Here is a 22,301-nt window from a genome sequence, read left to right as displayed (position 1 = left end):
AAGATAGCCAAACGTCGCCGCCACCCACTGTCTAGCATCAGGGCAAAAATGATCCTGATCCTGGTGTCGATGGCTGCCACCTCGGCCGCCTGCGGTTTTGCGGTTTTCTTCGCCTTTGAGCGCATTGCAGGCGACATGGACAGCCTAGCCCAAGATAAACTTCCCCAAATGAAGCAAAGCAGCCAGCTCATGCAAGCTGCCAGTAAGACGAAGGATGCAATGGTCTCGGTGATGCTTGCAGAAACGCCTGAAGCACTCACAACCGCATCCGACAAGGTGAACGACGCCGTGGCACAGGTAAAAGCTGCAGTTGGCGCACTTCCCGAGGCTCTGAGCACCGAGTTTTCCGAGGATGTTTCGGCTGTAGAGACTGGACCTGTCACGCTTTGGTGCCGCTCCAATTGCTCTTGCAGCACGACCATCACTGCATTGCGATCTCGGTCGCTCGAGTGGTCATGGAATACCGTTTTGAACAGCAGAAAACCCACACCGATCTTTCGCAGCAGGCCGAAGAGAGCAGCGAGACGCGAACTTTCTGGCTGTTCGTCCCCAATATCCGATTGATAGATCCCAGATCGAAGCTGGTATGGGCACCGTAACCATTATGCTGAATTCGCGACGTTTTCAGTGAGCGTTCCGAAAAACAGCCACTCAACAGCCTTTGCCCCAAACCTGCCGCTCTGCCAACATCTGCTCCAAGGCCTGCGAACGGCTGTTTGGCAAATCGTCTTTGTGCAAAACAAAAAGATAAAGGCATGTGAAATAAAGGCTTTTCGCCAGCACTGTTGCCGAGGTGATAAAAGAGGATAAGGTAAAGCTCAGGGCAAGCAGACCAAGCGCGGGCAGCGTGTTCGCCGCAACCTCGCCAAACTGGGCCAGAAAGGAAGCGGGAAGCTTATCGGCAAAAACATAGCCAAAGGCCCCGCCTCCAAAGAGACCAAACACCACGCCGCTGGCAAAAAGCGTTTGCGCAATGCCGTCGACCAGATCAATGCCGATCACCCTAACAAGGGTGTCTGGCACATGGCTGCGCAACTTCTTAAGCCGGGCGACCAGTGTTTTAACACCCGCCCGTTCCACCACAATGGCAGAGATGCCAAAGTTCGACACCAGGTCCCAGACCTCGGCAACCACAAAGACCAAAATAGCGACCAGAAATCCAAGGAAGCCGCTTTGTTTGCTATCTGAGGCGCGACGCTGAAGGTAGGAAATGACCCCAATGAACATCAGGGAGAACAAGTTGCCCAGGAGGGTTTTGGCAATCTCTTTGCCGCTTATCCGACCCTCGATCAGCGTATCCCGCGCCATCTGGCTCATCGTCGCTTGCACAAAGGATTGCACCAGCATTTCAAACGGCACATAGGCTATGAAGATTAGCATCGCGGGGAAGGCACGGCCCCAATCCTGGGTGACAAAACCCAGGTAGAGCAAAAACAAAGCCAGAAGCCCGCGCCCTGCCTTCAGCAAAAAAGCAGGAGGAAAGGTAGAAACACCCGCATATCCGACCCGAGCACCGAAAGAGAGGCTTGGATCATCGCGCCAATGCGCCCGGACTTGGCCCCGAACAGCGCCAGGAGTTTTGTAACGATTTCCATGTGGGGCCCTATTCAACGGTGATGGATCGCGTGGCGACGATACGGTCGCCTTCGGCATAGAAATACCGCAGCTCATACTGACCCGGTTCTGCCGGTGCTGTGAGCCGGACAAGCTGGCTGTCGGTATGGGCATAGGTGATCACATGCGGTCGCGGTTCGCCCGGTTTGGCCAGGGCAATATAATCGGCCGGATTGGGCGCAATGCCTGTCCACAGCACTGCAAAATCTTCTTCACAAGGGACAGTTGGTTGTGCCTTCAGCTTCAGATCCGGGTCCGACAGGGTGATTTCTGTGCGATCCAGAACCTCCCAAGGGTCCGTGGTGGCAATATAGACAATTTCATAGTCGCCAGGCTGCGACGGCAGACGCAGCGCCTGCCGATCTGGCCCCTTGGTTTCGAAATAGAAACTGGTGGTCGCAAACCCCTCTGCTTTTGGGGCAATGCCGATGAAATCCGTTTCCGTGCCGCGTCCCTGCCAGTTCACCATCACCGAGCCGCCGGTGACCCCGGTGGCCGGAGCGCTGACCGAGGCGCGCATCGGGGTGACTTCAATCGGTTGCCGGGCCAGAACTTCCCCTGTTTCATAACGCACGTAGACGATGTCATGGCTGCCTTCCTGCGACGGGGTCGGCATCGGCGCGGGATTGCCGTGTCCAATACCGATGCGCGACGCAAAATCCTCAGCGTCAGGGGCCATGGTGCTGACCCAATCGCCCTCTTCTGCGGGGCCTTGCCAAGGGATGTCGATCACACGGCCAGCCTGTGCGGTGGCAGGCCCAGAGACCATCGCCGCAGCTGGTTCAATCTCATGTTCTGCAGGCGACGCAGTAACCTGGCTCAGTGCCGCCGAAAGGCTCGCAGCATCCGCAGCATCGCGATACACACCACCAGTGTTTTCGGCCAGACACTGCAACTGCGCCCGTGCTGTGTCGTCTGCAATGCCAAAACCGATGGCATGCAATGTGAAATCTACACCACTGGCCTCCAAATCCGCCCCAACGGCGCAGGGATCAAGACCGCAGGTTTCTTCCCCGTCGGAAATAGGAATAACGGTGGCTTTTTCTTCGCTATGGCGCAGGGCATCGGCCGCTTGCCTCACTGCTGCGGAAATCGGTGTCTTACCTTTGGGGCTAATTTTGGCCACTGCAGCCGCTATCGCATCACGCGTATCTGCGGCAGGTGCGATCAGCTGCTCTATGTCGCTGCAATCGCCCTTGCGCCGGTGACCATAGGCCATCAACCCCTGTTCCTGAGTGGCGGGCAGGGTTTCCAGCAATTGCTGAATCACGGTCTGGGCAATGGTGATTTTGGCCACGCCATCGACCTGCCCCCACATCGAGCCGGATGCATCCAGTACCAAAGTGCTACGGCTGAGGTCTTGCGCAGCCAAAGGCGCTGCCATCCCGGCCAGCAGCACGGTCGTCATCAATCAATAACGGATCTCTTAGTCCCCCACGCGGATCCAGTTGCCAGTGGAAATTGCCGCGCAATGATCGGTTTTGAACACAGCCACGGCTTCAGGCGGCATCACAACATGCAATTTGGACCGAAGAGATATCCGCCCCTCGTCACGGACAGTTAACGTCCACAGAAGGTAAGATCGTTTACCCCCATAAGCGGGCGACTGAGCGAAGACATGCTCCATCGCGTTGGTTTCCCAGCGGTTTTCTCCCGTAGCGGTCCAGTTGGATGCATATTGGTTCATCTCCAACTGTGAAGGATGAAACGGGTTTGCGAAGGTCAGGCGCTGTGGCGTGTTTGCTTCAGCTGGTAGGGCCACCGCATTGGCCGGGGGGCTCTGCGCGATCATTTCAGGAAAGCCTTCGAAAGTGACCCGCGTGACCTCCAACTTCCAGAGGCCGGATAGGGGCTGAAGCTCCGATCCGGACGGCGTTTGCATATCTTCGGGCTGGAACAGCTCGGTATTCAGGGGCAGATCCTTCGGGGCGCAATGATCTGGCCCTTCATAGACAAAGCTGTCTGCGCCGGTCCCCAGCACCACCTGAACCGCATCGAGATCGTTGTCGCCCCCCCAGTAGCCGTCGCCATCGTAAACGACCAAGACGTGATCCGCACCGAGAGCTGGGCCATGCTCACGTTGCCGCAACGCGGCTTCGTCTGCGTCCGGCACAAGATACTCGACCGGGCCATTTTTGGGGAAATGGACGGTCGCCGGGACACAGTCGGCTGCAAAAAGCGCCGCTGGAAATACCACCAGTCCAGCGCTGATGACGGTGAAATACTGCATGAGACGTTTGTTTCCTTTCGGCCTGTTTTGGCGTCTTTCGACATGCCTAACCGCTTTGCTCATACGGCTCATGACCAGTTTTGGTTATAAGCTCTGAGTGGGGTTTACAGCGGTGACCAAAGGAACGACGGAACAACAGGACGACATCACGTCGCTGATCGGGTCGGTTTATGCGACCGCCGTAGACAGCAGCGGCTTTCCGGAGCTTCTGGAGCTGGCTGTAGATGAAATCGGGGCAATCCGCCGTTTTTTGCGTGGCGAAAGCAGCTATGCACCGGTGCTTCGACTGATACGTCAGGATTGCGGCAAACCTCTGCTGCTGCGCTGCGAAAAATGTGCAAAGACCGAGGTGCTACTCTGTTTTGGGGTTGATATACCCTGGCATGAGCGGGCGGCGGATGCGATGCGGGCGCTCTATGGTCTGACCCGGTCGGAGAATGCGGTGCTTGGGCTTCTGGTGGAAGGGCACAGTCCGCAGGAAACCGCTTCATTGCGGTCTCGGTCGGTTGAAACCATCCGGCAGCAGATCAAAGCTATGATCGCTAAAACCGAAACCGCTGGTCTGCAGGATCTGCTTCATCTCAGCCGTGTGGTCTGTGTCACCAGCGCTCAAGTTCTGGCTGACCGGCCCGAACATCCGTGCCATTGCTGCGTTACTTGGCCATTCTTGGAGACCGGAAACTGCGCAAAGATGGCCCGGACGCTTTTGCCGAAACCGTCTTTCGCGATGCCCCCGCTGACCTGGAGGCTTGTCGCGACCGCGAAGTGCTGGATCTAATGTGGCAAGGACATTTCTTTCATGTGGCGTCCGGGAATGACAGTTTCATTAATGATTGTCGTCTGATTGCCTCAGATTGGGGAGATGCTGCCAGACCCGGAAGCGCACCGATACGATTTCTGCACGGCGAGGCCGACCGGATTGTCCCGCTTTCCCCTGCGCAAAGCTTCGCAAAAGAAATGGGCTCCAATCTGACCATCGTAAAAAACGCGGGGCACAGCCTGCCGTTTAGTCACTGGCCGGAATTGCTTGATGCACTGCGTGAGCAACGATAACTCATGAGACCAATTGTGCGCCCTGTTGCCCTAACTATTTTCATCACTTGATCCTATAGCCAACGTCGGGTCTAGAGGGCGCAGCGCAACGGTGTTTGGACCAGACAATCGCAATACCGGGCGCCGAAGTATTAGATTGGGCAACTTCATCGCGATCCTTTCAGTGCGCCACAACAAGCTTTACCATACGTTCGCTCAGCGGCAGAACACCGCGATGCCGGTCACCAAAGCAGCCCTTGAACCTGTTGTGCAGCGTGAACGGATAATCGAAGGTTCGAAATGCAGACATCGCAGCCATTTCTGGCCCTTCATTCAACGCCTTAGCACGCCCAAAAGGGTCGAATGGATTGATGTCGCGTCAGGTGTTCATTCTCATCAGGCTTTGAAACGCGACGCGGCGCTCGTCTTCTATTGGGGACGGACGGTGGGTTTCGCGATTGACATAGACATGGATAAAAAAGCCCTCAGCCGTGGCCGTGTTCTCATCATTTCGGAACAAGGCGACTTCGTATTTGATCGAGCTTGAGCCCAGCCGGGCAACCCGTAGGCCGGCTGTTACCTTGTCAGGAAATCCCATTTCGGCATGGTACTTGCAGCCGCTTTCAACCACCAACCCATAGGTTTCGGAAGTGCGCGGGTCCAATAGGCCCCGCTCGATTAGCCATCCATTTACTGCGGTGTCAAAGAGAGAGTAATGCACCACATTGTTCATATGGCCATAGGCGTCATTGTCCATCCAGCGGGTTTGCAGCGGATAGAAATCCAGATAGTCCGCGCGTGTGGTGATCGGTGCCGTACCTCCCATCACCAGGCCGCCTCGTAGATGTTGTAGGCATCCCTTTCGGTGACCACACGCGGGTTGTTGACCAGGAGACGCTGTTGAACCATTGAATCCGATGCCATTTTGGCGATGGCATCTTTGGGGATATTCACGTCTCGCAAGCGGGTTTTCATGCCCAGATGTTTGGACAAATCTGCCAGCGCGTCAATAAAGGCGGCACAGCGGGCTTGGCTGCCTTCGAGCTCTGAAATTTGTGGAAAGGCATCTGCGGCGATCTCGGCATAGAGCATATGGGCTTCGGGTGCGTTAAAGCGCAACACATGCGGCAGAACCAGCGCATTCGACAACCCGTGCGGGATGTGGAAGGTGCCGCCGATGGGATAGGCCAGCGCGTGTACCGCAGCTACGGGCGAATTGGCAAAGGCCTGCCCCGCCAGCATGGACCCCAGCAACATCGCCCCACGCGCGTCTTTGTCCTGACCATTGAATACCGCAGTTTCGATGTTGGCGCCTAGAAGGCGCAACGCTTCGCGCGCTAGCATTTTAGACAGCGGATTGTTGTTCGCCGACTTTGAAGCATAGGCTTCGATCGCATGCACCATCGCGTCGACGCCGGTCGCCGCTGTAATATGGGCCGGCAGACCCACAGTCAGGTCTGCATCCAGAACGGCGATATCCGGTAGGATTACAGGGGAAGAGACCCCCCGCTTTTCCTCGGCCCCCACCGTGATGATCGAGACTGGTGTAACCTCGGAACCTGTTCCGGCGGTGGTTGGGACCAGAACCAAAGGCAGGCGTGGTCCCTTGGCCTGCGCGACCCCCCAGGCCGCGTCCAGATCCTCATTCGACCCCAGCAACAGCGCCACAATTTTCGCCACATCCAGCGATGAGCCGCCGCCGAATCCCAGGACACCCGTCGCCCCGGCCCCGCGTCCGGCCTCCACCGCCCGCATCAACGTTTCACGAGATGGATCAGCCTCCACTTTGTCAAAAACGACAACGCTGTGTCCGGCGGCTTCGAGTGAAGCGATGGCAGGATCTGCAAGCCCCAGTTGGCGAAGACCCGGATCTGTTACCAGCAAGACCGATTTGCCCAGCGTGTGACCTGCCACCTCAGCAAGGCGAGATGAAGCGCCAGTTTCGAAGATCAAAGATTTGGTGGTATTGAAAATGAAAGGTGTCATTTCGGTGTCCTTGAATGCTGTGTCACGCCTCGATCTTGTCGATACCACACAGTTTGTACCGTGTGATCTTGCCCGATCCCCTACGCGGAATTTTTGGGGCTGTTATCCACTGTCAGACAGTTTTAGGAGGAAAGCCGATCTCCACAATAGCTAGGTATCGCAACACGAGCGGGTTACGTACCGTCACCTGAATTCCGGCCCTTCCAAACCTCACCCTGAATGTATTTTTTGCGATCTGCTACGAACTCCTTTCTTGAAAGACTTAACAATGCCCCACCAAGTCGCGAGCACTCTGCTCCGGCTGGGAAGGGGCGGCTGAACTGACCAGCGATTAAACGCCCCCTTAAATCTCGTTCAAAAGGCCGATGCTGACGGGCATTGGCCAAAAGTGCAAAAAAGTTGCTGCAATGGGAGGTGTCCCTGTTAGGGGACACTTGTTAGTGCAGCAACCGGAAGAGGCCGGATAGAGCTATGTAAAAAAGGGCTTTCAGCGCTGTTCAACTGGGGATTTAAGGCGAATAGGCTTTGTCTTTCGAACCCGGCACGAATGGCCCATACAGGGCATCAAGGCGGTTTTCGGACACTTCGCCTTTCACTCCCCCATTTCATCACTTAAAAACAAGGGCTTGCGATCATTTCGAGTCCGATCATGGCACTTATGTTAAGTCCCAAACTCGGAACCAGCGCACGGAAAGGCGGTTCAGTTCCGAGAATTGGATTATGCGTTTCATGACAACCAGTTGAGAAAATTCGGCATACCACATCCGCGTTTCGAACTCGGAACTGATTCAGGAATCCATCTCAGGCCAGCCACATCACGCGGTTCCACAGTGAATGGCAGCAATGCGCGGATAGCGACCTTTGCAAAGGCCGAAAATCTATCTCGCCACACAGTCTGAAAGCGCTGCGCAACCGCATGAAAACCGGTCATTGGTGACGTTTGCAGCGAGAATTCGAGAGGGAGAGACGGCTATGCGGTACAGAGCAGACAAAGGCGCGAAACTGCGACATCGCGCGCTTCCAGCATATCGTACCAAAAACCCGACCACGAAAAGGCCGAGGAAATTAAAGGGAGAATATCCGCCCGTCTTGGTCTCGCTGTTAATTCAACTCTTGTGGGTCACTCCAGCGTCGCATCAATGCGTAAATGATTGCGAAGGGGAAGAAGATAACGGCCCATACTAATAGCCATACCACGGAGCCGCGCGGCGTATCTGGGCTACGACGTCTCACCAACGCCGCCACGAACACTGCCAAAATGAGTGTCAAAAGCAGAAAGCCGGGAAGTCCAATATTGTTCAGAATCACATCTCCGATGCACTGTTATGATGAGAAAGCGCCTCGTCATGCAGATAGCGATCTTTGCAAAGTGTAGCAAACGGCCCAGAGCTGCCGTTCGATAGGCGCTTCGATTGCTGCACCACGGAGCGCCAAACCGGACTTTCGCTGCAGCCAGTCGGCCCGGTAAGTACTACGGACGAGACGGCCTTTAGGACCAACTGACACTACGTTGGGTTACGCTGAACTATGGATATTCGATATGCAGAGTGCCGAAAGCTCAACAGACGGCTTGTCTGGCTGTGTTGCGGCGCAGCTTTGATGCGGCTCGTACAGAGCGGGTTGGGTACGACACTGAATTGAGCGGGCTGCGTCGAGCTAAGCACTTCAGCACGCCTGAGAATAGCGCTTAGCCCGTCATTTTCCAGCGGAAGCCGATCTAAATGTTGTCCCCCCTGATTGCATCGCAAACAGCATCCGTGACGTCTTGAGTATTCGCGTCGCCGCCAACATCAGGGGTCATTACCCCGTCCGCACATACCTTCTCGACGGCCCGCATCAGCCGCCGCGCGGCATTGGCCTCGCCGATATGTTCAAGCATCTGCGCCGCAGTCCAGAATGTTGCAACTGGATTGGCAATGCCTTTCCCGGTGATGTCGAAAGCCGATCCATGGATCGGTTCAAACATAGACGGATAACGCCGCTCTGGATCAATGTTGGCGGTCGGAGCTACGCCCAGCGAACCGGCAAGCGCCCCTGCAAGATCAGACAAGATGTCAGCATGCAGGTTCGTTGCGACGATGGTGTCCAGGCTTTGCGGCGATTTCACCATCCGCACGGTCATTGCGTCCACCAGCATCTTATCCCACTTCACGTCGGGGAAATCTTTCGCAACCTCTGCTGCTATCTCGTCCCACATGACCATGCCATGGCGCTGAGCATTTGACTTGGTCACCACTGTGAGAAGCTTTCGCGGGCGAGATTGGGCCAGCTTGAAGGCGTATCGCATGATGCGTGTCACGCCGACGCGGGTGAAGAGTGCGACCTCCGTGCCCACTTCTTCGGGTAGCCCCCGATGCGCGCGACCGCCCATCCCGGCATACTCGCCTTCAGAATTCTCACGAACGATCACCCAATCAAGATCGTCAGGCCCGACATCCGCGAGGGGTGCCTGAATGCCGGGCAGAATGCGTGTGGGGCGCACGTTTGCGTATTGATCAAAGCCCTGACAAATCGGCAAACGCAGTCCCCATAGCGTCAGGTGATCTGGAACATCGGGTGCGCCAACCGCGCCGAAAAAGATCGCGTCGAAAGCTTTGAGCGTTTCGGTGCCATCTTCGGGCATCAACGCTCCCTCGCGCTTGTAACGTTCGGATCCCCAGTCAAAGTGCGTAAACTCAAGCTGGAAGCTGCCATCGCGCTTGGCAAGCGCTTCAAGGGCCTGGATACCTGCGGCAATGACTTCCGGTCCAATGCCATCTGCGGGAATTGCAGCGATTTTATATGTATTCATTTTCTACCCTCTGAACGCGTTGACGGTTGCCCCTGTGAGCGGTGCGTTTCCCGGAAGTGTATCTTTGGTTGACTGACCATAAGCAATCGTGGCCATATCATATAAAAATTTCATATAATGAGGCCCCAATGGAATTGCGCCAACTGCGTTGTCTGATCGCCGTCGCCGAGACACAGCATTTCGGCCGTGCGGCCCAGAAACTTGGTATGCTTCCTGCGTCATTCGGAAGACACATAAAGTTGCTTGAAGAAAGGCTCGGAGGGCAACTCCTTGTCAGAACAACACGACATGTGGCGTTGACAGATGCGGGACGAGAGTTTGTTGCCGAGGCCCGCGATTTGGTGGAACGCGCCGATCAGATGGAGCGCATTTTTCGCGAAGGCACGCATGGAAAATCAAGGCTTTTGCGAATCGGTGCAATTGACAGCGCCGCTGCGGGGCTGATGCCGCAATTGCTCCCGAAGGTTCGTGAAGACTATCCCGAGATCGATGTGGAGCTTCTGGAGCAAAAGACCATTCGTCTTTTGCCCAGGCTGTTGTCAGGACGCCTCGACATCGCAATTGTGCGCCCCCCCGAAAGTCCCGACACCCAGTTGGAATTTCTGCCGATGTTTTCGGAAACTGCCGTGGTCGCAATGCCCGAGAACCACCCTCTCGCGATGCGCGAGACGGTGACCATTGATGACCTTGCGGATCAGCCGTTGATTGTGCCTGATCGCGGTTCACGCCCTCACAGCCACGATCTGACTATCAAACTGTTTCTGGAGGCGGGCTACACTGCGCGCATCGCTCAGGTCGCGGAAGAAAAGCAGACGATTGTCAGTCTTGTCAGCACCGGGCTCGGGCTCGCAATTGTCCCCAAGTGGGCGTCGCGGCTGGCGGTTGGCGGTGTGAATTTTGTCGAACTAGAGGGGCCGACAGATAATGCAAAACGGAGCCTTGCGCTAACAGCTGTCTGGCTCAAGGAAACCAGACACGATGCCAGAGATGCCTTTCTGAAAGTCTTGCAAGACAATTTGCCGGAGCTTTCGAAGACAGCCTGACGCTGGTTGTATCATTAATTTGTATAATCACAGATCGCTCAAGACGCTGGTCGCGAGCAAATTTGGCGTATTACAGTTCCTCTAATAACTCGAATTGTGCGGTCCAAGGCCTATCTTGCGCCCTACATTCGGAAATTGGGAGGAAAGACATGAGTTTTAATCGTCTAACATGCGCAACAATCGCGATGACCCTGACCGTGGCCGTCGCGGGAGGCGCCTCGGCACAAGACCGCACCGAATGGCCTGAAAGCTTCACCATCGGGACCGGCTCGCAGGGCGGCACATATTTCGGCTACGGCTCCGGTTGGGGTGGTATTGTCTCTGAAGCCACAGGTGTTTCGGGCGGCGCGGAAGTGACCGGTGGGCCTATGCAGAATATGTCGCTCGTTCATGCGGGTGATCTGGCATTCGGCATGACAACAATGGGTCCTGCGGCCGAATCTATCGCCGGAAACAACCCCATTGCGCCCGGTCTTCAGATGACCAACGCCTGCGCAATGTTCCCGATGTATCAGACGCCGTTCTCGATTACTGCGCTGTCGTCGTCCGGTATTGAAAGCGTTGAGGACATTCCCGCCGGTGCAAAGATCGGCTTTGGCCCCGCTGGCTCGACATCCGACACCTACTTCCCGCGCATGATGGAAGAGCTGGGTGTTGATTTCGAACGCCGCAACGGTGGCTGGTCCGACCTGGGCGGTCAGTTGCAGGACGGTCTGCTCGACGTAATCGCCTTTGCCGCCGGTGTTCCGGTGCCTGCCGTGTCGCAGCTTGAAGTCCAAACCGATGTGAACATCATCGAGTTCACCGAAGGCGAGCAAGCGAAAATCACCGCGGCTTTCCCGGTGGCGCAGTTCGACATCGCAGCCGACACCTACCAAACTCTCGAGGCGCCTGCGCGCTCCGTGTCGATGTGGAACTTCGCTATTGCAAACTGCGATCTGCCAGAAAGCTTCGTCTTTGAAGTCGTAAACGCGGTTATGTCTGACCATGACCGCATGGTTTCTACACACAAGGCGGCGCGTTCGACACTGCCCGAGTTCTGGGACCGCAACTCCGCGATGAAGTGGCACCCCGGTGCTGCAAAATGGTTCATGGAGAACGCTGGCGCAGACATCCCTGCAGATATGGTCCACGGCGGCTAAGTTCTCTGCTTATGTAGCAGGACAAGACAAACGTATCCGCGCCTGACGAGGGCGCGGATATTTTTCACGCAAGCAGGCAATCTGGGGATAAAATGATGGTGCAAGAAAATACGTCAATCAATGACGATCACCTGATCGCGGACGGGGTGGACGAAGAGCCTATCGAAGGAAACCGCCGACTGTTCCAAGGCCGTGGCTTCGTCATCATTGCGGCGATTGCCGCACTTTACGCGGCACTGCACATGATCGCCTTGAATGGTGTGTCATTGTCCAACCTGATTGCTCTGCCAACAACTATTCAAGCCGAACGCGCCGACGCCGCTGCTGATGGGGCGTTCTCCGATTTGCGCGCGACGCTTGGCCCCGCCGGGCAAGCATTTGAAGGCAATTCCGTGCGTCGCCTAAAGGCTCTTGCCGACGAAACGATGGCAACGGCAGATAACGCGGACGAAATTGCTGCCAGCGTGGCGGCCTTGGATGCCGCACGGGTCCAAGCAGCAGCCCTGACACGTGAGGCGCGCAGCGTGCGCACAACGTGGTCCGAGCGGCTGTGGTTCTTGCCGCAATTCCCGCTGGAGACCTGGAATTTCCGGATTCTCCACATTGGTGGCGCTCTAGCGCTCGGGTTTTTGCTTTTTGCCTCCAGTCAGTTTGGTGCTGGCTTTGCCGCCCGTGGGAGCGGGTTGCAGATGATCTCTGCGGCATTGCTCATCCCTGTTGCCTGGTCTGCTTTTACCGTCTTGGGATTCGCCAATTTCCTCGCCTCCGGTGAAGCCGCCGAGGTTGGTGGACGTGTGATCTGGATGTCTTTGCCTGAAGGCAGCGAGCGCCTCGCGGCATTCCCAGGCTATACAGGCATCTTCGAAGCTGAGATCTGGCAATTTGGTGTACCGCTTTTGGTGGCAACGTTCGCAGCGATTGTTATCGGGGGGGTCGATCGCGTGGCACGAGATCGTTTTGCAATGTCCGATATTGTCTTGGCGCTTTGCGGTCTCGTCGTCGCATTCTATCTGGTTACGGTCTACTCCACCGCCGCGCGCAATTCGGTTGGTACGGCAGAAGTGCCGATTGGAGTTGCCTTTGCCGCCACGGCAGGCGCTACCCTCATCATGGAATTGACCCGCCGCGTGGCTGGTCTCGCGCTCGTGATCATTACAAGTGTTTTCCTGATTTACACCTTCACGGCGCACCTGCTGCCCGGCATTCTTGCGGTAGAAAACGCCTATAGCTGGCAGCGTTTCTTCGGCCACGTCTACTCTGACGCCGGTATTCTGGGGCCGACAACAGCGGTGTCCTCCACCTACATCATCCTGTTCATTATCTTCGCCGCGTTCCTGCAGGCCTCCAAGGTAGGCGACTACTTCGTCAACTTCGCCTTTGCTGCGGCGGGGCGCGCGCGAGGTGGCCCTGCGAAAGTTGCCATTTTCGCCTCTGGCCTCATGGGCATGATCAATGGCACTTCGGCAGGCAACGTTGTGGCGACTGGATCGCTGACCATCCCGCTGATGAAGAAGGTGGGGTATCACAAGAAAACCGCTGGTGCGGTCGAAGCAGCGGCCTCGACAGGCGGGCAGATCATGCCGCCAATCATGGGCGCCGGTGCGTTCATCATGGCGGAAATCACGGGGATCCCTTATCAGGAGATTGCGATCGCAGCGATCATCCCTGCGGTGCTTTACTTCGTTTCGGTCTACCTCATGGTGGATTTCGAGGCTGCGAAACTCGGTATGCGCGGCATGCGCGAGGACGAGCTTCCCAAGTTCAACAAGATGGTCCGCCAGATCTATCTGTTCATCCCGATCGTCATTCTGATCTATGCGCTCTTTCTGGGTTACTCCGTTATCCGCGCGGGGACGCTCGCCACTGTTGCGGCGGCCGTCGTCAGCTGGCTGACACCCAACCGCATGGGGCTGCGCGCGATCCTGAAGGCGTTCGAGCTCGCGGGCGTTATGTCGATCCAGATTATCGCGGTCTGCGCTTGCGCAGGGATCATCGTGGGCGTCATCAGCCTCACCGGTGTTGGCGCGCGGTTCTCGGCTGTGCTCCTCGACTTGGCTGCGGCATCGCAGCTTCTGGCGCTGTTCTTCGCGATGTGTATCGCGATCCTCCTTGGCATGGGCATGCCAACAACCGCTGCTTATGCAGTCGCTGCGAGCGTCGTCGCGCCGGGCCTTGTGCAACTGGGAATCCCGCAACTCACCGCACATTTCTTCGTGTTCTATTTTGCGGTTCTCTCGGCAATTACCCCACCCGTTGCGCTGGCAAGTTATGCCGCGGCAGGGATATCTGGTGCCAACCCTATGGAAACTTCGGTGGCCTCGTTCAAAATCGGGATCGCTGCATTCGTTGTGCCGTTTATGTTCTTCTACAATTCGGCACTCTTGATGGAAGGCTCCACGCTGGACATCCTCCGTGCAGGGGCAACCGCCATCATCGGGGTGTTCTTCCTGTCCAGCGGTGTTCAGGGGTGGTTCGTCGGGGCACGCTCGGCATGGTTCATCCGCGGTCTGCTGATTGTCGCTGCATTGTTCCTGATATCGGGCGGGCTTTTGACTGACCTTATCGGCGTCGGGATCGCGGTGGCGACGTGGTTCGTGCAGCGCCTTTTCCAGCCAAATCCCGATGCGCCAATTCCCGTGAGAGGCGCCGACTAACGCATCAGCAGTAGCCTTCAGGCCCGCTCCATAGGACCTTCGAGTATCGGTCGCCATGTGCCCAGCCGACAGGCAAACGGCGATCGATCTCCGCCTTCATGTCCTCTGTCCGAGTGATACGAGCCCCCTCCACGCAATCTTCCAGGTGTTTGGCCGAACGGGTTCCCACGCTTGGGATTCCGAAGATGGTCCATAAAACCCTCCGAAATTCATACATCCCAAGCCGATAGGAAAAACTGGCGATACCGCGTCTATCAACTGACGTCGTTGCATAGGGAAATCTTGCCAATTGTGCGTCAAAGGAACCAAGTCAAGGCAGCGTAGCCGAATACGGCCCACCGCATGCCACCACCGGCCTTATAAGCGCTGCGGTCAAATATTCGGGACATCGCATTGGTAGGTTTGCGTTCGCAGCGGCCATTAGATCTTTTGCAGAATTTTGGATTTGAACTTTAATTGAACGGCTGCTTTCGTCAGATGGGCTCTGTGCCAACGCACTTGCAACGAAGGACCGGTTTCCGCCCTCACTTCGGGAACGCTCTGGTGCTGAGGATGCACAAGTCGTGTCCGCTTCGGGCTGACAGCAGTCATCCGCAACCTGTACGGATCGGCGCCAGCCACGCAGCCCCCTGCTACGTCAGCTAAGCGCAGAAAGCGGAGTTGGCAAAGTGTCGGCCATTTGCCGACAGCAGCCGTTCATGTCCTGTGCGGTAAAAGCCGCTTGGGGGCGCCACAGAAACATCACCGTTGCCCCCCCCTTGAGCAGGCCTCATACCGTTGCCGAGCACCGCAAATTGAAGTGTTCAAGCCTGAAAAACTTGACGTCCGTCCATCCAGGTTTCAAGAACATTGATCGCCTTGATCTCATTTGGGTCAACGTCACGTGGATCCTGATCGAGGATTACCATATCCGCCAGTTTTCCGGGTTCCAAACTGCCAACTTCGTGATCAGAGAAAAGCTGCCACGCGGCTTCCGAAGTCATGGCGCGAATGGCAGTTTCTACTGAAATCGTTTCTTGAGGCGCAAGAATATAGTCTGGTTCTTTCCAGGTGCGCCGGGTCACTGCCATCTCGATCATATGCAAGGGGTCCGGATCAGTCACCATAAAGTCCGAGTGCAATGTGAAGCCAACACCTGCTTCGTCGACACTGCGGCAGCGGTCGAGAAGCTGTGCTTTTTCTTCGCCAAAAACCTCGTCACGCATGGCGATGCCCCAGAAATGAACGTGGCCGATCAGGAAGCTGGCAGAGACACCGAGATCCTTCATCCGCGCGATCTGTTCGTCATGAAGGATCGAACAATGTTCGATCCTTGGGCGGACGCGAGACATGTCGATCCCAGCCTCACGTAGCGCCTCGCAGGTGTCGAGAATATTGTCGATCGCTGCATCGCCATTGCCATGGATTGCCAAGTGCCAGCCCTTACTGGCCCTCTCTAGTGCGGCGGCGGTCAGTTGGTCAGGCTGCATATATGCCAAGCCGCGACTGTCGCTGTCCAGGTAGGGTTCGCGCTGCAGGCCGGTAAAGCCTTGGTTGGAGCCATCGGCGACGAGCTTATAGCCTGCAATACGCGCAAGGGCATTGCCATCGCCTTGCATGACCTTGGCTTCGTCCCAAGCCTCCGCCCCGATGGTATAGAACGGATAGGCCCGAATGCGCGCGTTCAGGCGCCCAGATTGTGCCGCGGCGGCCATGACCTGGACGTCTGCAGGGGACTGTGCCAATGCACCAAGGCTAAGCTCAGAAACTGTTGTCAGGCCAAATTTCGCCCACTTGTCCAACAGCCCAAGCAGACCCTCAACCGGGTTCACCTCCGCCATCGCCGGGTAGTTTTCCGCGATCTTCAAAAACGCGACGTTGTTCTTCATCGTACCGGTCAGCTTGCCATCTGCGTCCCGCACGAACTCTCCTCCTGGGGGATCTTCGACATCATTGGTCACGCCAGAGACTTCAAAGGCCTTGGAATTGGCATAGGCCAGATGGCCGGAGGCGTTCAGGACAAAAATCGGGTGCTCGGTTGAAATTGGGTCAAGATCCGCGAAAGTCAGAGCGTCAGCCCCTTCCTGCACGGCAGGGTCAAAATTGCGAAACACCAGCCAGTCGCCTGCAGGTGTTTCTGCCACCCGCTGCGCAATATGATCGAGCACTTCAGCGACCGTGGAATAGCGGGCCATGCCAACGTATTCCATAATGGCATCCACCACCGAACCAGACACAACGTGAGTATGTGCGTCGATAAACCCTGGCAGCACTGTCTTGCCACCCAGATCGATTATGTCGGCATCCGCACCGGCCACGGCGCGGACCTCACCATCACTCCCAACAGCCAAAATCCGGTTTCCGCGCAAAGCAATCGCGTCGGCTTCCGAAAAATCGTCGTCTACCGTGAGGATATTGCCGTTGGTGAAGACTGTGGTGGCCTGCGTCGATGCTGCTGACTGCGCTTGGCCCCCGTTTGGCAATAGCGTCGACAGCCCGGCAAGGGCCGCGCCAGATTTGAGAAAGTCCCGTCGGCCAAGGCGCGCCCAGTCGATCCCCCAGTTGCAAGACCATCCGTTCTCGCTGGCGGCTTCCTCTTTCAGATTACGTACAGTGTTGTTAACGGAAAAGAGTCCACCAAATGTGCCACTGCAACACGGACAACCATAGAGTTCATGTTTCATTATGTATTCCCTAAAAATTTGCAAAAGAACACGGGCACAAAGTTGACCGCCAACGTGACTAAAGCTGGCATATAGGAGACTTTTAATAAACTCCAAAAATGGCAGTCTAAAGGTGAGGTCGACCCTATTCCGTATGGTAACTGTTTCCAGCGTCTACCCATTTTCGACATGCGCGGTGAAGGTCGGCTTTCGCAAATTCGCATCTAGGGCCGTGTGTCCGTTTTGGGCTGGCACCAGTCATCGCCCACCAGGGATCACACGTGATTTCGCTGCAGGTGTGCTGCTGCACCGCCGCAAGACAGCTTTGAGCCCATAGAAACTGTCGTTGTATGTTGTGGACGACGATCCAGAATGCAATCCTAGTGTCCATGATAGATCTATATTCAGCCGAGCCCGACTTTGAGGCCGAAATCACAATACTCAGGGTTGAAGAGGGCGGGCGAACGGTGCCGCCTCACAATTACATCCGTTGGGATTTTGGCTATGCTGAAGACAATCCGCTAGAGCCTAGGCGGAACTTGTCTGCGAACATCTATATGATCTACCCTAATTTTTTGAATGAAGATGGCGTACCGATCCCCAAAGGTGTACCTTTGAACGGCACATACAACGCCTACATGCACATACTAGTTAGAGACATGGTTGATTACCATCAAAGTCGGCTGTCCGTTGGCACCAATTTTAATTGCCACGAAGGCAGCAGAATAGTCGCAAGAGGTACGGTAACAAAACTACGTGCAATTTCTCCTTAATGGCAGCAAAGTCCGCTCTGCCGACCTTGACCTACTGCCTCAGTCCCGGTTTGGTACGCTGGAGCGGCGAACGGCGGCTATGCGCAGATTGCGACCTTTGCAAAACTCAAACGCTCTCCCAATGCGGACATTCATCTGTGCAATCAGTTAGATTTCTCGCTGCCAAGCCTCCTGGCTCAACGCGTATCATGGACCTTGGCTCGCATTGAAATGAGTTTTGGTTTGAGATAGCCTCGCCTTGTGAAGTGCCTTTGCAACATATCCACGACGCTACTCGTTGTTTTTCTATTCCTGATGACTGGACTAGGAACCACTGCGCATGCAATGTCAAAAAACTGTTTTGGCGGGCATTGCGAGACCCACATGAACATGACTGTGGAAGAGAGCCAGCTTGATCACGCTCAAGGAAGAATTGCCACGAGTGTTCCGCCTGGATCGGACGCGATGGCACATGATGAATGCAACCCATTCCTGTGCAATGCTCTCGCGCTCACTGTGCAACCTTTCAAAGTAATCTTTGAAAGGTCTGAGATTGTTTTGGCATGGCAGGTTTCAAGTCTCTCGGCGCTTGAAGAACCGGGAAGCCCGGAGAGGCCACCTAACTCTTGAAACAGGTTTTCGACGCTGTTCACGCCTGTGAGCGCGTTCCGATGTGCCGCTACGAGTTTGCGGCCTGATCCTGTCTTTCAAAGTTTGGACCAATACATGAACCATAAATACCTTCTGATCGGCGCATGCGCCGTCGCGGGCACTGCTGCTTACAGCTTGCTACGCCCCGAACCCACCCAACACGTATCGCAGTTGGCACCGCCCGAAGTCAGTGCCTTAGTCGAAATTCAGATGCCGCAGATTGAAGGAAATGCCGTTATCGGACAGGGTATATTTGAAAGCGCTTGTGCCGCATGTCACGGCAGCAATGCGGTTGGCATTGAGGGCGTAGGACCGCCGTTGATCCATGTTATCTATGAACCCAGTCACCATGCAGACGAATCCTTTCAACGCGCGGTCGCGATGGGTGTCAGAAGCCATCACTGGCGGTTCGGGGACATGCCGCCGGTTGGGGGCCTGACCCGTGGCGATGTCGCCATGGTCATCGCCTACCTCCGCGAAATTCAGCGCGCCAACGGAATCAACTGAGGAATACAGAATGAAACGACTTGCTATACTTGCACTGCTCTCAGCCCTTGCCACCAGTGCCTTAGCACATTCTCGTGTGGACCGCACGACACCTGACAATGGCGCGGTAATTGCGGAAGTTCCCAACAACATCAGTTTCGACTTCGCTGCCGACATCCGTCTGACACGGGTAGTTATGACCTATGAGGACCATCCTACCGTCAGGCTTGATCTTGGCGAGCAAACCAGCTTTGGGCAGGTGTTCACGCTCCCGCTTGAAGGCATAGGGGCAGGCTCCTATCGCATTGAATGGCGGGGCTTGGGGAAGGACGGGCATGCCATGCAGGGCGATTTCATGTTCACGGTGGACTGAGCATGCCGGACATTTGGGAAATCGCCGCAATCCTTGCCAAGCTGGTACTTTACATCGGCGTATTGGGATCCGTTGGGCTTGTGATCATTCGGGCCGTCTTTGGCGATTTGGTATCGCCTCTCAGTGATAGGATCCGTCTACAGGCAACCCTATTGGCGGGGGGCGCGCTTGCCGCTGCAGTCCTTGCTTTCATGCTCCGTGGAGCCGCCCTAACGGGCGGAGCCGATGGGATGACCGATCCAGAAATGCTCGGCCTGTTGTGGCAAACACCAGTTGGCGACGCGCTGGTCTATCGGATCTCAGGGACGGTTTTGATCATTCTTGGGCTTTTCATCCCTCGTGTTGGCCAATGGATCGCGCTTGCCGGAGGATTGATTGCCCTGTGGTCCTTTACCCAAATCGGGCATGTCCCCGGATTGGAGGTTACTGGTGTCCGCCTACTCTTGCTCCTGCACCTTCTGGGGATTGCCATCTGGGTTGGTATCTTGGGACCACTGCACGCCCTGTCGCGGCGGTCCGAGCATTTGGCTAGGGCAGCCACATTGGGACACCGATTTGGGCAAGCCGCTTCTGTGATCGTTCCGGCCCTGATCTTGGCGGGGGGGCTAATGGCCTGGATGTTGTTGGGCGACCTGCGAGCATTGACAACGACTGGCTATGGCCAAGCCCTTCTGATCAAGCTGCTACTTGTCGGCGCGGTCCTGACGCTGGCGGCTGCAAATAAACTCCGCTTCGTTCCCGCGATGCAAGCCGGAGACGCTAAAGCTGCGCGCCATTTGGCCCGTTCCATAGAAACCGAAACAGTGGCCATTCTGGTTGTCATGGCGGCAACCGCAACGCTCACCACCGTTTTGACCCTTCCGAATTGAGGTATCTCATGAACAGGCGAGACTTCCTGATCACAACAAGCGCAGCGGCATTGGTTCCGCGCATCGCGCTTGCATCAGCACCCGTTGAGTTGATTGCACAGCCAGTCAATGCTCAAGTCCTACCCCAAGGGGAACCAGCAACCCCGATGCTTGGTTTCAACGGCAGCACTCCCGGTCCAGTACTTCGCGCCCGCCAGGGCGACGTCTTTGACATCCGGTTCCTGAACCAGATTGATGAAGGATCGGCAGTGCATTGGCACGGTTTGCGCATCGACAATGCAATGGATGGTGTGCCGGGAATGACCCAAGATGTGGTCGAAAAAGGCGGTGAGTTTGGATACCGCTTTCGGGCGCCTGATGCAGGAACATTCTGGTATCACTCACATAACCGATCCTGGGAACAGGTTGCCAAAGGCCTATACGGTGCGCTGATCGTTGAAGAACCGACACCGCCCGATGTGGATCACGACCTGGTTGTTATAATTGACGACTGGCGCATGACCGAAAGCGGCGCACTCGCGGATGATTTCGAGAACATGCACGATCAGGCGCATCAGGGACGGCTTGGAAATTTTGCCCGTGCACTTGTCGATCCGAACACGCCGGTCCGTTTCGGTGATCGCCTGCGTTTGCGGCTGATCAACGTCGCGACGGATCGAATTTTTCCCGTCGAGCTTGAAGGCATAGAAGGCAAAGTGGTCGCGTTGGACGGCATGCCACTTGTCAGCCCACAAGAGCTATCCGGCCTTGTCCTAGCACCGGCCCAACGCGCCGACATCATTGTCGATGTAGTTTCAACTATCTCAGTGAGCATTTTCTTCCCAACACGAGACGCCCCTTACCTGTTGGGCGAAATCCAAGTTGAGGGCAAGAACACAAGGCGGCAACCAACGGACATTCCCACGTTACCCCCCAACAAGGCCGTGCGCCCAGATATGGGTAACGCCGTTTCCCTGACCCTCACCATGGAAGGTGGGGCCATGAGCCGCCGTATGATGCAGGGTATGATGGGAGGGGAAATCTGGACGCTAAACGGCCAACCCGGCCTCAAGGACACACCATTCCACAGTTTTGAGAACGGACAAACAGCGCGCATTCGTCTGGTGAATGACACCCGTTTCGCGCATGGCATCCATCTGCATGGGCACCATTTCTTTGAGGTCGGGGGCGACGACAGTCTTGGCGCTTTCCGGGACACTACACTTGTCGAACCAGGCGAGACCCGCGACATCGTTTGCGTATTCGACAACCCCGGAAAATGGTTATTGCACTGTCACATGCTTGGCCACCAGGCAGCAGGTATGAAGACATGGGTGGAGGTTGTATGAAGCACGCTTTGATCTTTGCTGTTTCCAGCTTCGCGACCGGTGCAACTGCCGGTCACGAACTGGATGACCGAGACTTGATCAATGGTCAAACCCTCTACGCCCAAGAATGTGCTTCTTGCCACGGCGCAAACCTCGAAGGGCAACCCGACTGGCGCACCCCTGATGCAAACGGAGTCCTACCCGCACCGCCCCATGATGCGTCTGGTCACACCTGGCACCACGACAACCAGCTTCTTTTCGAATACACCCGGCTTGGTGGCGAAGAGGCGCTGGCGGCGCGTGGCGTCATAGGTTTTGCCAGCGGCATGCCGGGATTTGGAAACGTGCTCACTGATGACGAAATCTGGGACATTTTGGCTTACATCCAATCAACCTGGCCAGACCGTGTTCAGGTTATGCAAGCTGATCGCAATCTCCCGCACGATTAGGGGAGTACTTGGTTCTTCGCCGTCATGACCAGATGGGCATGTCATCGCCTCCTCCGAAAGCAGGTAGCAAAGAGCAAAGCCACCCATTGATGCGATGAGCGAAGAGCCGTCGTGGAAATGACCTAGTGGGCTGGCACTCTGCCCCAAAACATCAATCGAGTTTGCAAACCTTGGCGAAGGTCTGCTTTCACCAATATTGTTTGCAGCTCCTTGTCCGCTTTGGGCTGGGAGCTGCCACCCGATGACCTGACTGTTAGGAGACACTTGATATTGCAGTAAC

The 22,301-nt window shown here is 56.1% G+C and carries 19 protein-coding genes; 10 read left to right on the top strand and 9 right to left on the bottom strand.

Annotated features, from left to right (window positions below):
• Positions 1-48: 48 nt before the first annotated feature.
• Complete coding sequence (locus MED193_RS21385) at positions 49-564, top strand: hypothetical protein (RefSeq protein ID WP_198133875.1); 516 nt, start codon at positions 49-51, stop codon at positions 562-564.
• An 87-nt stretch (positions 565-651) separates the two neighbouring features.
• On the opposite strand, the gene MED193_RS21380 is transcribed toward MED193_RS21385, so the two are convergent.
• The 4 genes from MED193_RS21380 to MED193_RS21370 are packed head-to-tail and all read right to left on the bottom strand — an operon-like array spanning position 652 to position 3,844.
• On the bottom strand, positions 652-1,437 hold the full coding sequence (locus tag MED193_RS21380) for a hypothetical protein (protein WP_254655483.1): 786 nt from the start codon (positions 1,435-1,437) through the stop codon (positions 652-654).
• A 23-nt stretch (positions 1,438-1,460) separates the two neighbouring features.
• Positions 1,461-1,595: a hypothetical protein gene (locus MED193_RS23365; RefSeq protein WP_009811872.1), complete on the bottom strand. Its 135-nt coding sequence runs from the start codon at positions 1,593-1,595 to the stop codon at positions 1,461-1,463.
• Between the two features lie 8 nt (positions 1,596-1,603).
• On the bottom strand, positions 1,604-3,022 hold the full coding sequence (locus MED193_RS21375; protein WP_009811871.1) for a VWA domain-containing protein: 1,419 nt from the start codon (positions 3,020-3,022) through the stop codon (positions 1,604-1,606).
• An 18-nt stretch (positions 3,023-3,040) separates the two neighbouring features.
• Positions 3,041-3,844, bottom strand: a complete 804-nt coding sequence (locus tag MED193_RS21370) for a hypothetical protein (protein WP_009811870.1) — start codon at positions 3,842-3,844, stop codon at positions 3,041-3,043.
• Positions 3,845-3,956: 112 nt separating this feature from the next.
• Here MED193_RS21370 and MED193_RS21365 point away from each other — a divergent pair, with 112 nt between their 5' ends.
• Positions 3,957-4,622 (top strand): hypothetical protein, encoded by a 666-nt coding sequence (locus tag MED193_RS21365; RefSeq protein ID WP_039966537.1) that lies wholly within the window; start codon positions 3,957-3,959, stop codon positions 4,620-4,622.
• Between the two features lie 435 nt (positions 4,623-5,057).
• On the opposite strand, the gene MED193_RS23360 is transcribed toward MED193_RS21365, so the two are convergent.
• The 4 genes from MED193_RS23360 to MED193_RS21345 all read right to left on the bottom strand — a co-directional run bounded on the left by MED193_RS23360 (position 5,058) and on the right by MED193_RS21345 (position 9,653).
• Positions 5,058-5,186 carry a hypothetical protein gene (locus MED193_RS23360; protein WP_302621673.1) on the bottom strand — a complete coding sequence of 43 codons (129 nt, stop codon included), beginning with the start codon at positions 5,184-5,186 and terminating at the stop codon, positions 5,058-5,060.
• 69 nt (positions 5,187-5,255) lie between these two features.
• Positions 5,256-5,702, bottom strand: coding sequence for a thioesterase family protein (locus MED193_RS21355; RefSeq protein WP_009811866.1), 447 nt, complete (start codon positions 5,700-5,702; stop codon positions 5,256-5,258).
• Positions 5,702-6,862: an iron-containing alcohol dehydrogenase gene (locus MED193_RS21350; RefSeq protein ID WP_009811865.1), complete on the bottom strand. Its 1,161-nt coding sequence runs from the start codon at positions 6,860-6,862 to the stop codon at positions 5,702-5,704. Before MED193_RS21350 ends, MED193_RS21355 begins: the two co-directional genes overlap by 1 nt.
• 1,717 nt (positions 6,863-8,579) lie before the next feature.
• Positions 8,580-9,653, bottom strand: coding sequence for a tartrate dehydrogenase (locus MED193_RS21345; protein WP_009811864.1), 1,074 nt, complete (start codon positions 9,651-9,653; stop codon positions 8,580-8,582).
• A 41-nt stretch (positions 9,654-9,694) separates the two neighbouring features.
• On the opposite strand from MED193_RS21345, the gene MED193_RS21340 reads away from it, so the two are divergent.
• The 3 genes from MED193_RS21340 to MED193_RS21330 all read left to right on the top strand — a co-directional run bounded on the left by MED193_RS21340 (position 9,695) and on the right by MED193_RS21330 (position 14,492).
• Positions 9,695-10,696, top strand: coding sequence for a LysR family transcriptional regulator (locus MED193_RS21340; protein ID WP_217626358.1), 1,002 nt, complete (start codon positions 9,695-9,697; stop codon positions 10,694-10,696).
• Between the two features lie 149 nt (positions 10,697-10,845).
• On the top strand, positions 10,846-11,838 hold the full coding sequence (locus MED193_RS21335) for a TAXI family TRAP transporter solute-binding subunit (RefSeq protein ID WP_039966535.1): 993 nt from the start codon (positions 10,846-10,848) through the stop codon (positions 11,836-11,838).
• 92 nt (positions 11,839-11,930) lie between these two features.
• Positions 11,931-14,492, top strand: coding sequence for a TRAP transporter fused permease subunit (locus MED193_RS21330; RefSeq protein ID WP_009811861.1), 2,562 nt, complete (start codon positions 11,931-11,933; stop codon positions 14,490-14,492).
• A gap of 803 nt (positions 14,493-15,295) precedes the next feature.
• Here MED193_RS21330 and MED193_RS21325 read toward each other — a convergent pair.
• Complete coding sequence (locus MED193_RS21325; protein WP_009811860.1) at positions 15,296-17,155, bottom strand: amidohydrolase; 1,860 nt, start codon at positions 17,153-17,155, stop codon at positions 15,296-15,298.
• 1,457 nt (positions 17,156-18,612) lie between these two features.
• On the opposite strand from MED193_RS21325, the gene MED193_RS21315 reads away from it, so the two are divergent.
• Genes MED193_RS21315 through MED193_RS21295 form a run of 5 tightly spaced genes read left to right on the top strand, consistent with a single transcriptional unit; the run spans position 18,613 to position 22,021 of the window.
• Complete coding sequence (locus tag MED193_RS21315; RefSeq protein WP_009811858.1) at positions 18,613-19,044, top strand: cytochrome c; 432 nt, start codon at positions 18,613-18,615, stop codon at positions 19,042-19,044.
• Positions 19,045-19,054: 10 nt separating this feature from the next.
• Positions 19,055-19,396 carry a copper resistance CopC family protein gene (locus MED193_RS21310; protein ID WP_009811857.1) on the top strand — a complete coding sequence of 114 codons (342 nt, stop codon included), beginning with the start codon at positions 19,055-19,057 and terminating at the stop codon, positions 19,394-19,396.
• A gap of 2 nt (positions 19,397-19,398) precedes the next feature.
• Positions 19,399-20,265, top strand: coding sequence for a copper resistance D family protein (locus MED193_RS21305; RefSeq protein WP_009811856.1), 867 nt, complete (start codon positions 19,399-19,401; stop codon positions 20,263-20,265).
• 8 nt (positions 20,266-20,273) lie between these two features.
• Entirely contained in the window at positions 20,274-21,593 is a 1,320-nt protein-coding gene (locus MED193_RS21300) for a multicopper oxidase family protein (protein WP_009811855.1), read from the top strand.
• Complete coding sequence (locus MED193_RS21295; RefSeq protein WP_009811854.1) at positions 21,590-22,021, top strand: c-type cytochrome; 432 nt, start codon at positions 21,590-21,592, stop codon at positions 22,019-22,021. Before MED193_RS21300 ends, MED193_RS21295 begins: the two co-directional genes overlap by 4 nt.
• Positions 22,022-22,301: the final 280 nt, after the last annotated feature.

The sequence above is a fragment of the Roseobacter sp. MED193 genome (assembly GCF_000152965.1).
Classification (GTDB): domain Bacteria; phylum Pseudomonadota; class Alphaproteobacteria; order Rhodobacterales; family Rhodobacteraceae; genus Pseudophaeobacter.
This window is presented reverse-complemented; position numbering and strand designations above follow the sequence as displayed.

What these genes read in the sequence shown, in the direction of transcription:
- MED193_RS23360 (WP_302621673.1), bottom strand. Translation starts at nt 5,186, where the DNA reads ATGTCTGCATTTCGAACCTTCGATTATCCGTTCACGCTGCACAACAGG.
- MED193_RS21295 (WP_009811854.1), top strand. Translation starts at nt 21,590, where the DNA reads ATGAAGCACGCTTTGATCTTTGCTGTTTCCAGCTTCGCGACCGGTGCA.
- MED193_RS21310 (WP_009811857.1), top strand. Translation starts at nt 19,055, where the DNA reads ATGAAACGACTTGCTATACTTGCACTGCTCTCAGCCCTTGCCACCAGT.
- MED193_RS21370 (WP_009811870.1), bottom strand. Translation starts at nt 3,844, where the DNA reads ATGCAGTATTTCACCGTCATCAGCGCTGGACTGGTGGTATTTCCAGCG.
- MED193_RS21330 (WP_009811861.1), top strand. Translation starts at nt 11,931, where the DNA reads ATGATGGTGCAAGAAAATACGTCAATCAATGACGATCACCTGATCGCG.
- MED193_RS21335 (WP_039966535.1), top strand. Translation starts at nt 10,846, where the DNA reads ATGAGTTTTAATCGTCTAACATGCGCAACAATCGCGATGACCCTGACC.
- MED193_RS21305 (WP_009811856.1), top strand. Translation starts at nt 19,399, where the DNA reads ATGCCGGACATTTGGGAAATCGCCGCAATCCTTGCCAAGCTGGTACTT.
- MED193_RS21345 (WP_009811864.1), bottom strand. Translation starts at nt 9,653, where the DNA reads ATGAATACATATAAAATCGCTGCAATTCCCGCAGATGGCATTGGACCG.
- MED193_RS21350 (WP_009811865.1), bottom strand. Translation starts at nt 6,862, where the DNA reads ATGACACCTTTCATTTTCAATACCACCAAATCTTTGATCTTCGAAACT.
- MED193_RS21385 (WP_198133875.1), top strand. Translation starts at nt 49, where the DNA reads ATGATCCTGATCCTGGTGTCGATGGCTGCCACCTCGGCCGCCTGCGGT.
- MED193_RS21375 (WP_009811871.1), bottom strand. Translation starts at nt 3,022, where the DNA reads ATGACGACCGTGCTGCTGGCCGGGATGGCAGCGCCTTTGGCTGCGCAA.
- MED193_RS21325 (WP_009811860.1), bottom strand. Translation starts at nt 17,155, where the DNA reads ATGAAACATGAACTCTATGGTTGTCCGTGTTGCAGTGGCACATTTGGT.
- MED193_RS21315 (WP_009811858.1), top strand. Translation starts at nt 18,613, where the DNA reads ATGAACCATAAATACCTTCTGATCGGCGCATGCGCCGTCGCGGGCACT.
- MED193_RS21355 (WP_009811866.1), bottom strand. Translation starts at nt 5,702, where the DNA reads ATGGGAGGTACGGCACCGATCACCACACGCGCGGACTATCTGGATTTC.
- MED193_RS21300 (WP_009811855.1), top strand. Translation starts at nt 20,274, where the DNA reads ATGAACAGGCGAGACTTCCTGATCACAACAAGCGCAGCGGCATTGGTT.
- MED193_RS23365 (WP_009811872.1), bottom strand. Translation starts at nt 1,595, where the DNA reads ATGGAAATCGTTACAAAACTCCTGGCGCTGTTCGGGGCCAAGTCCGGG.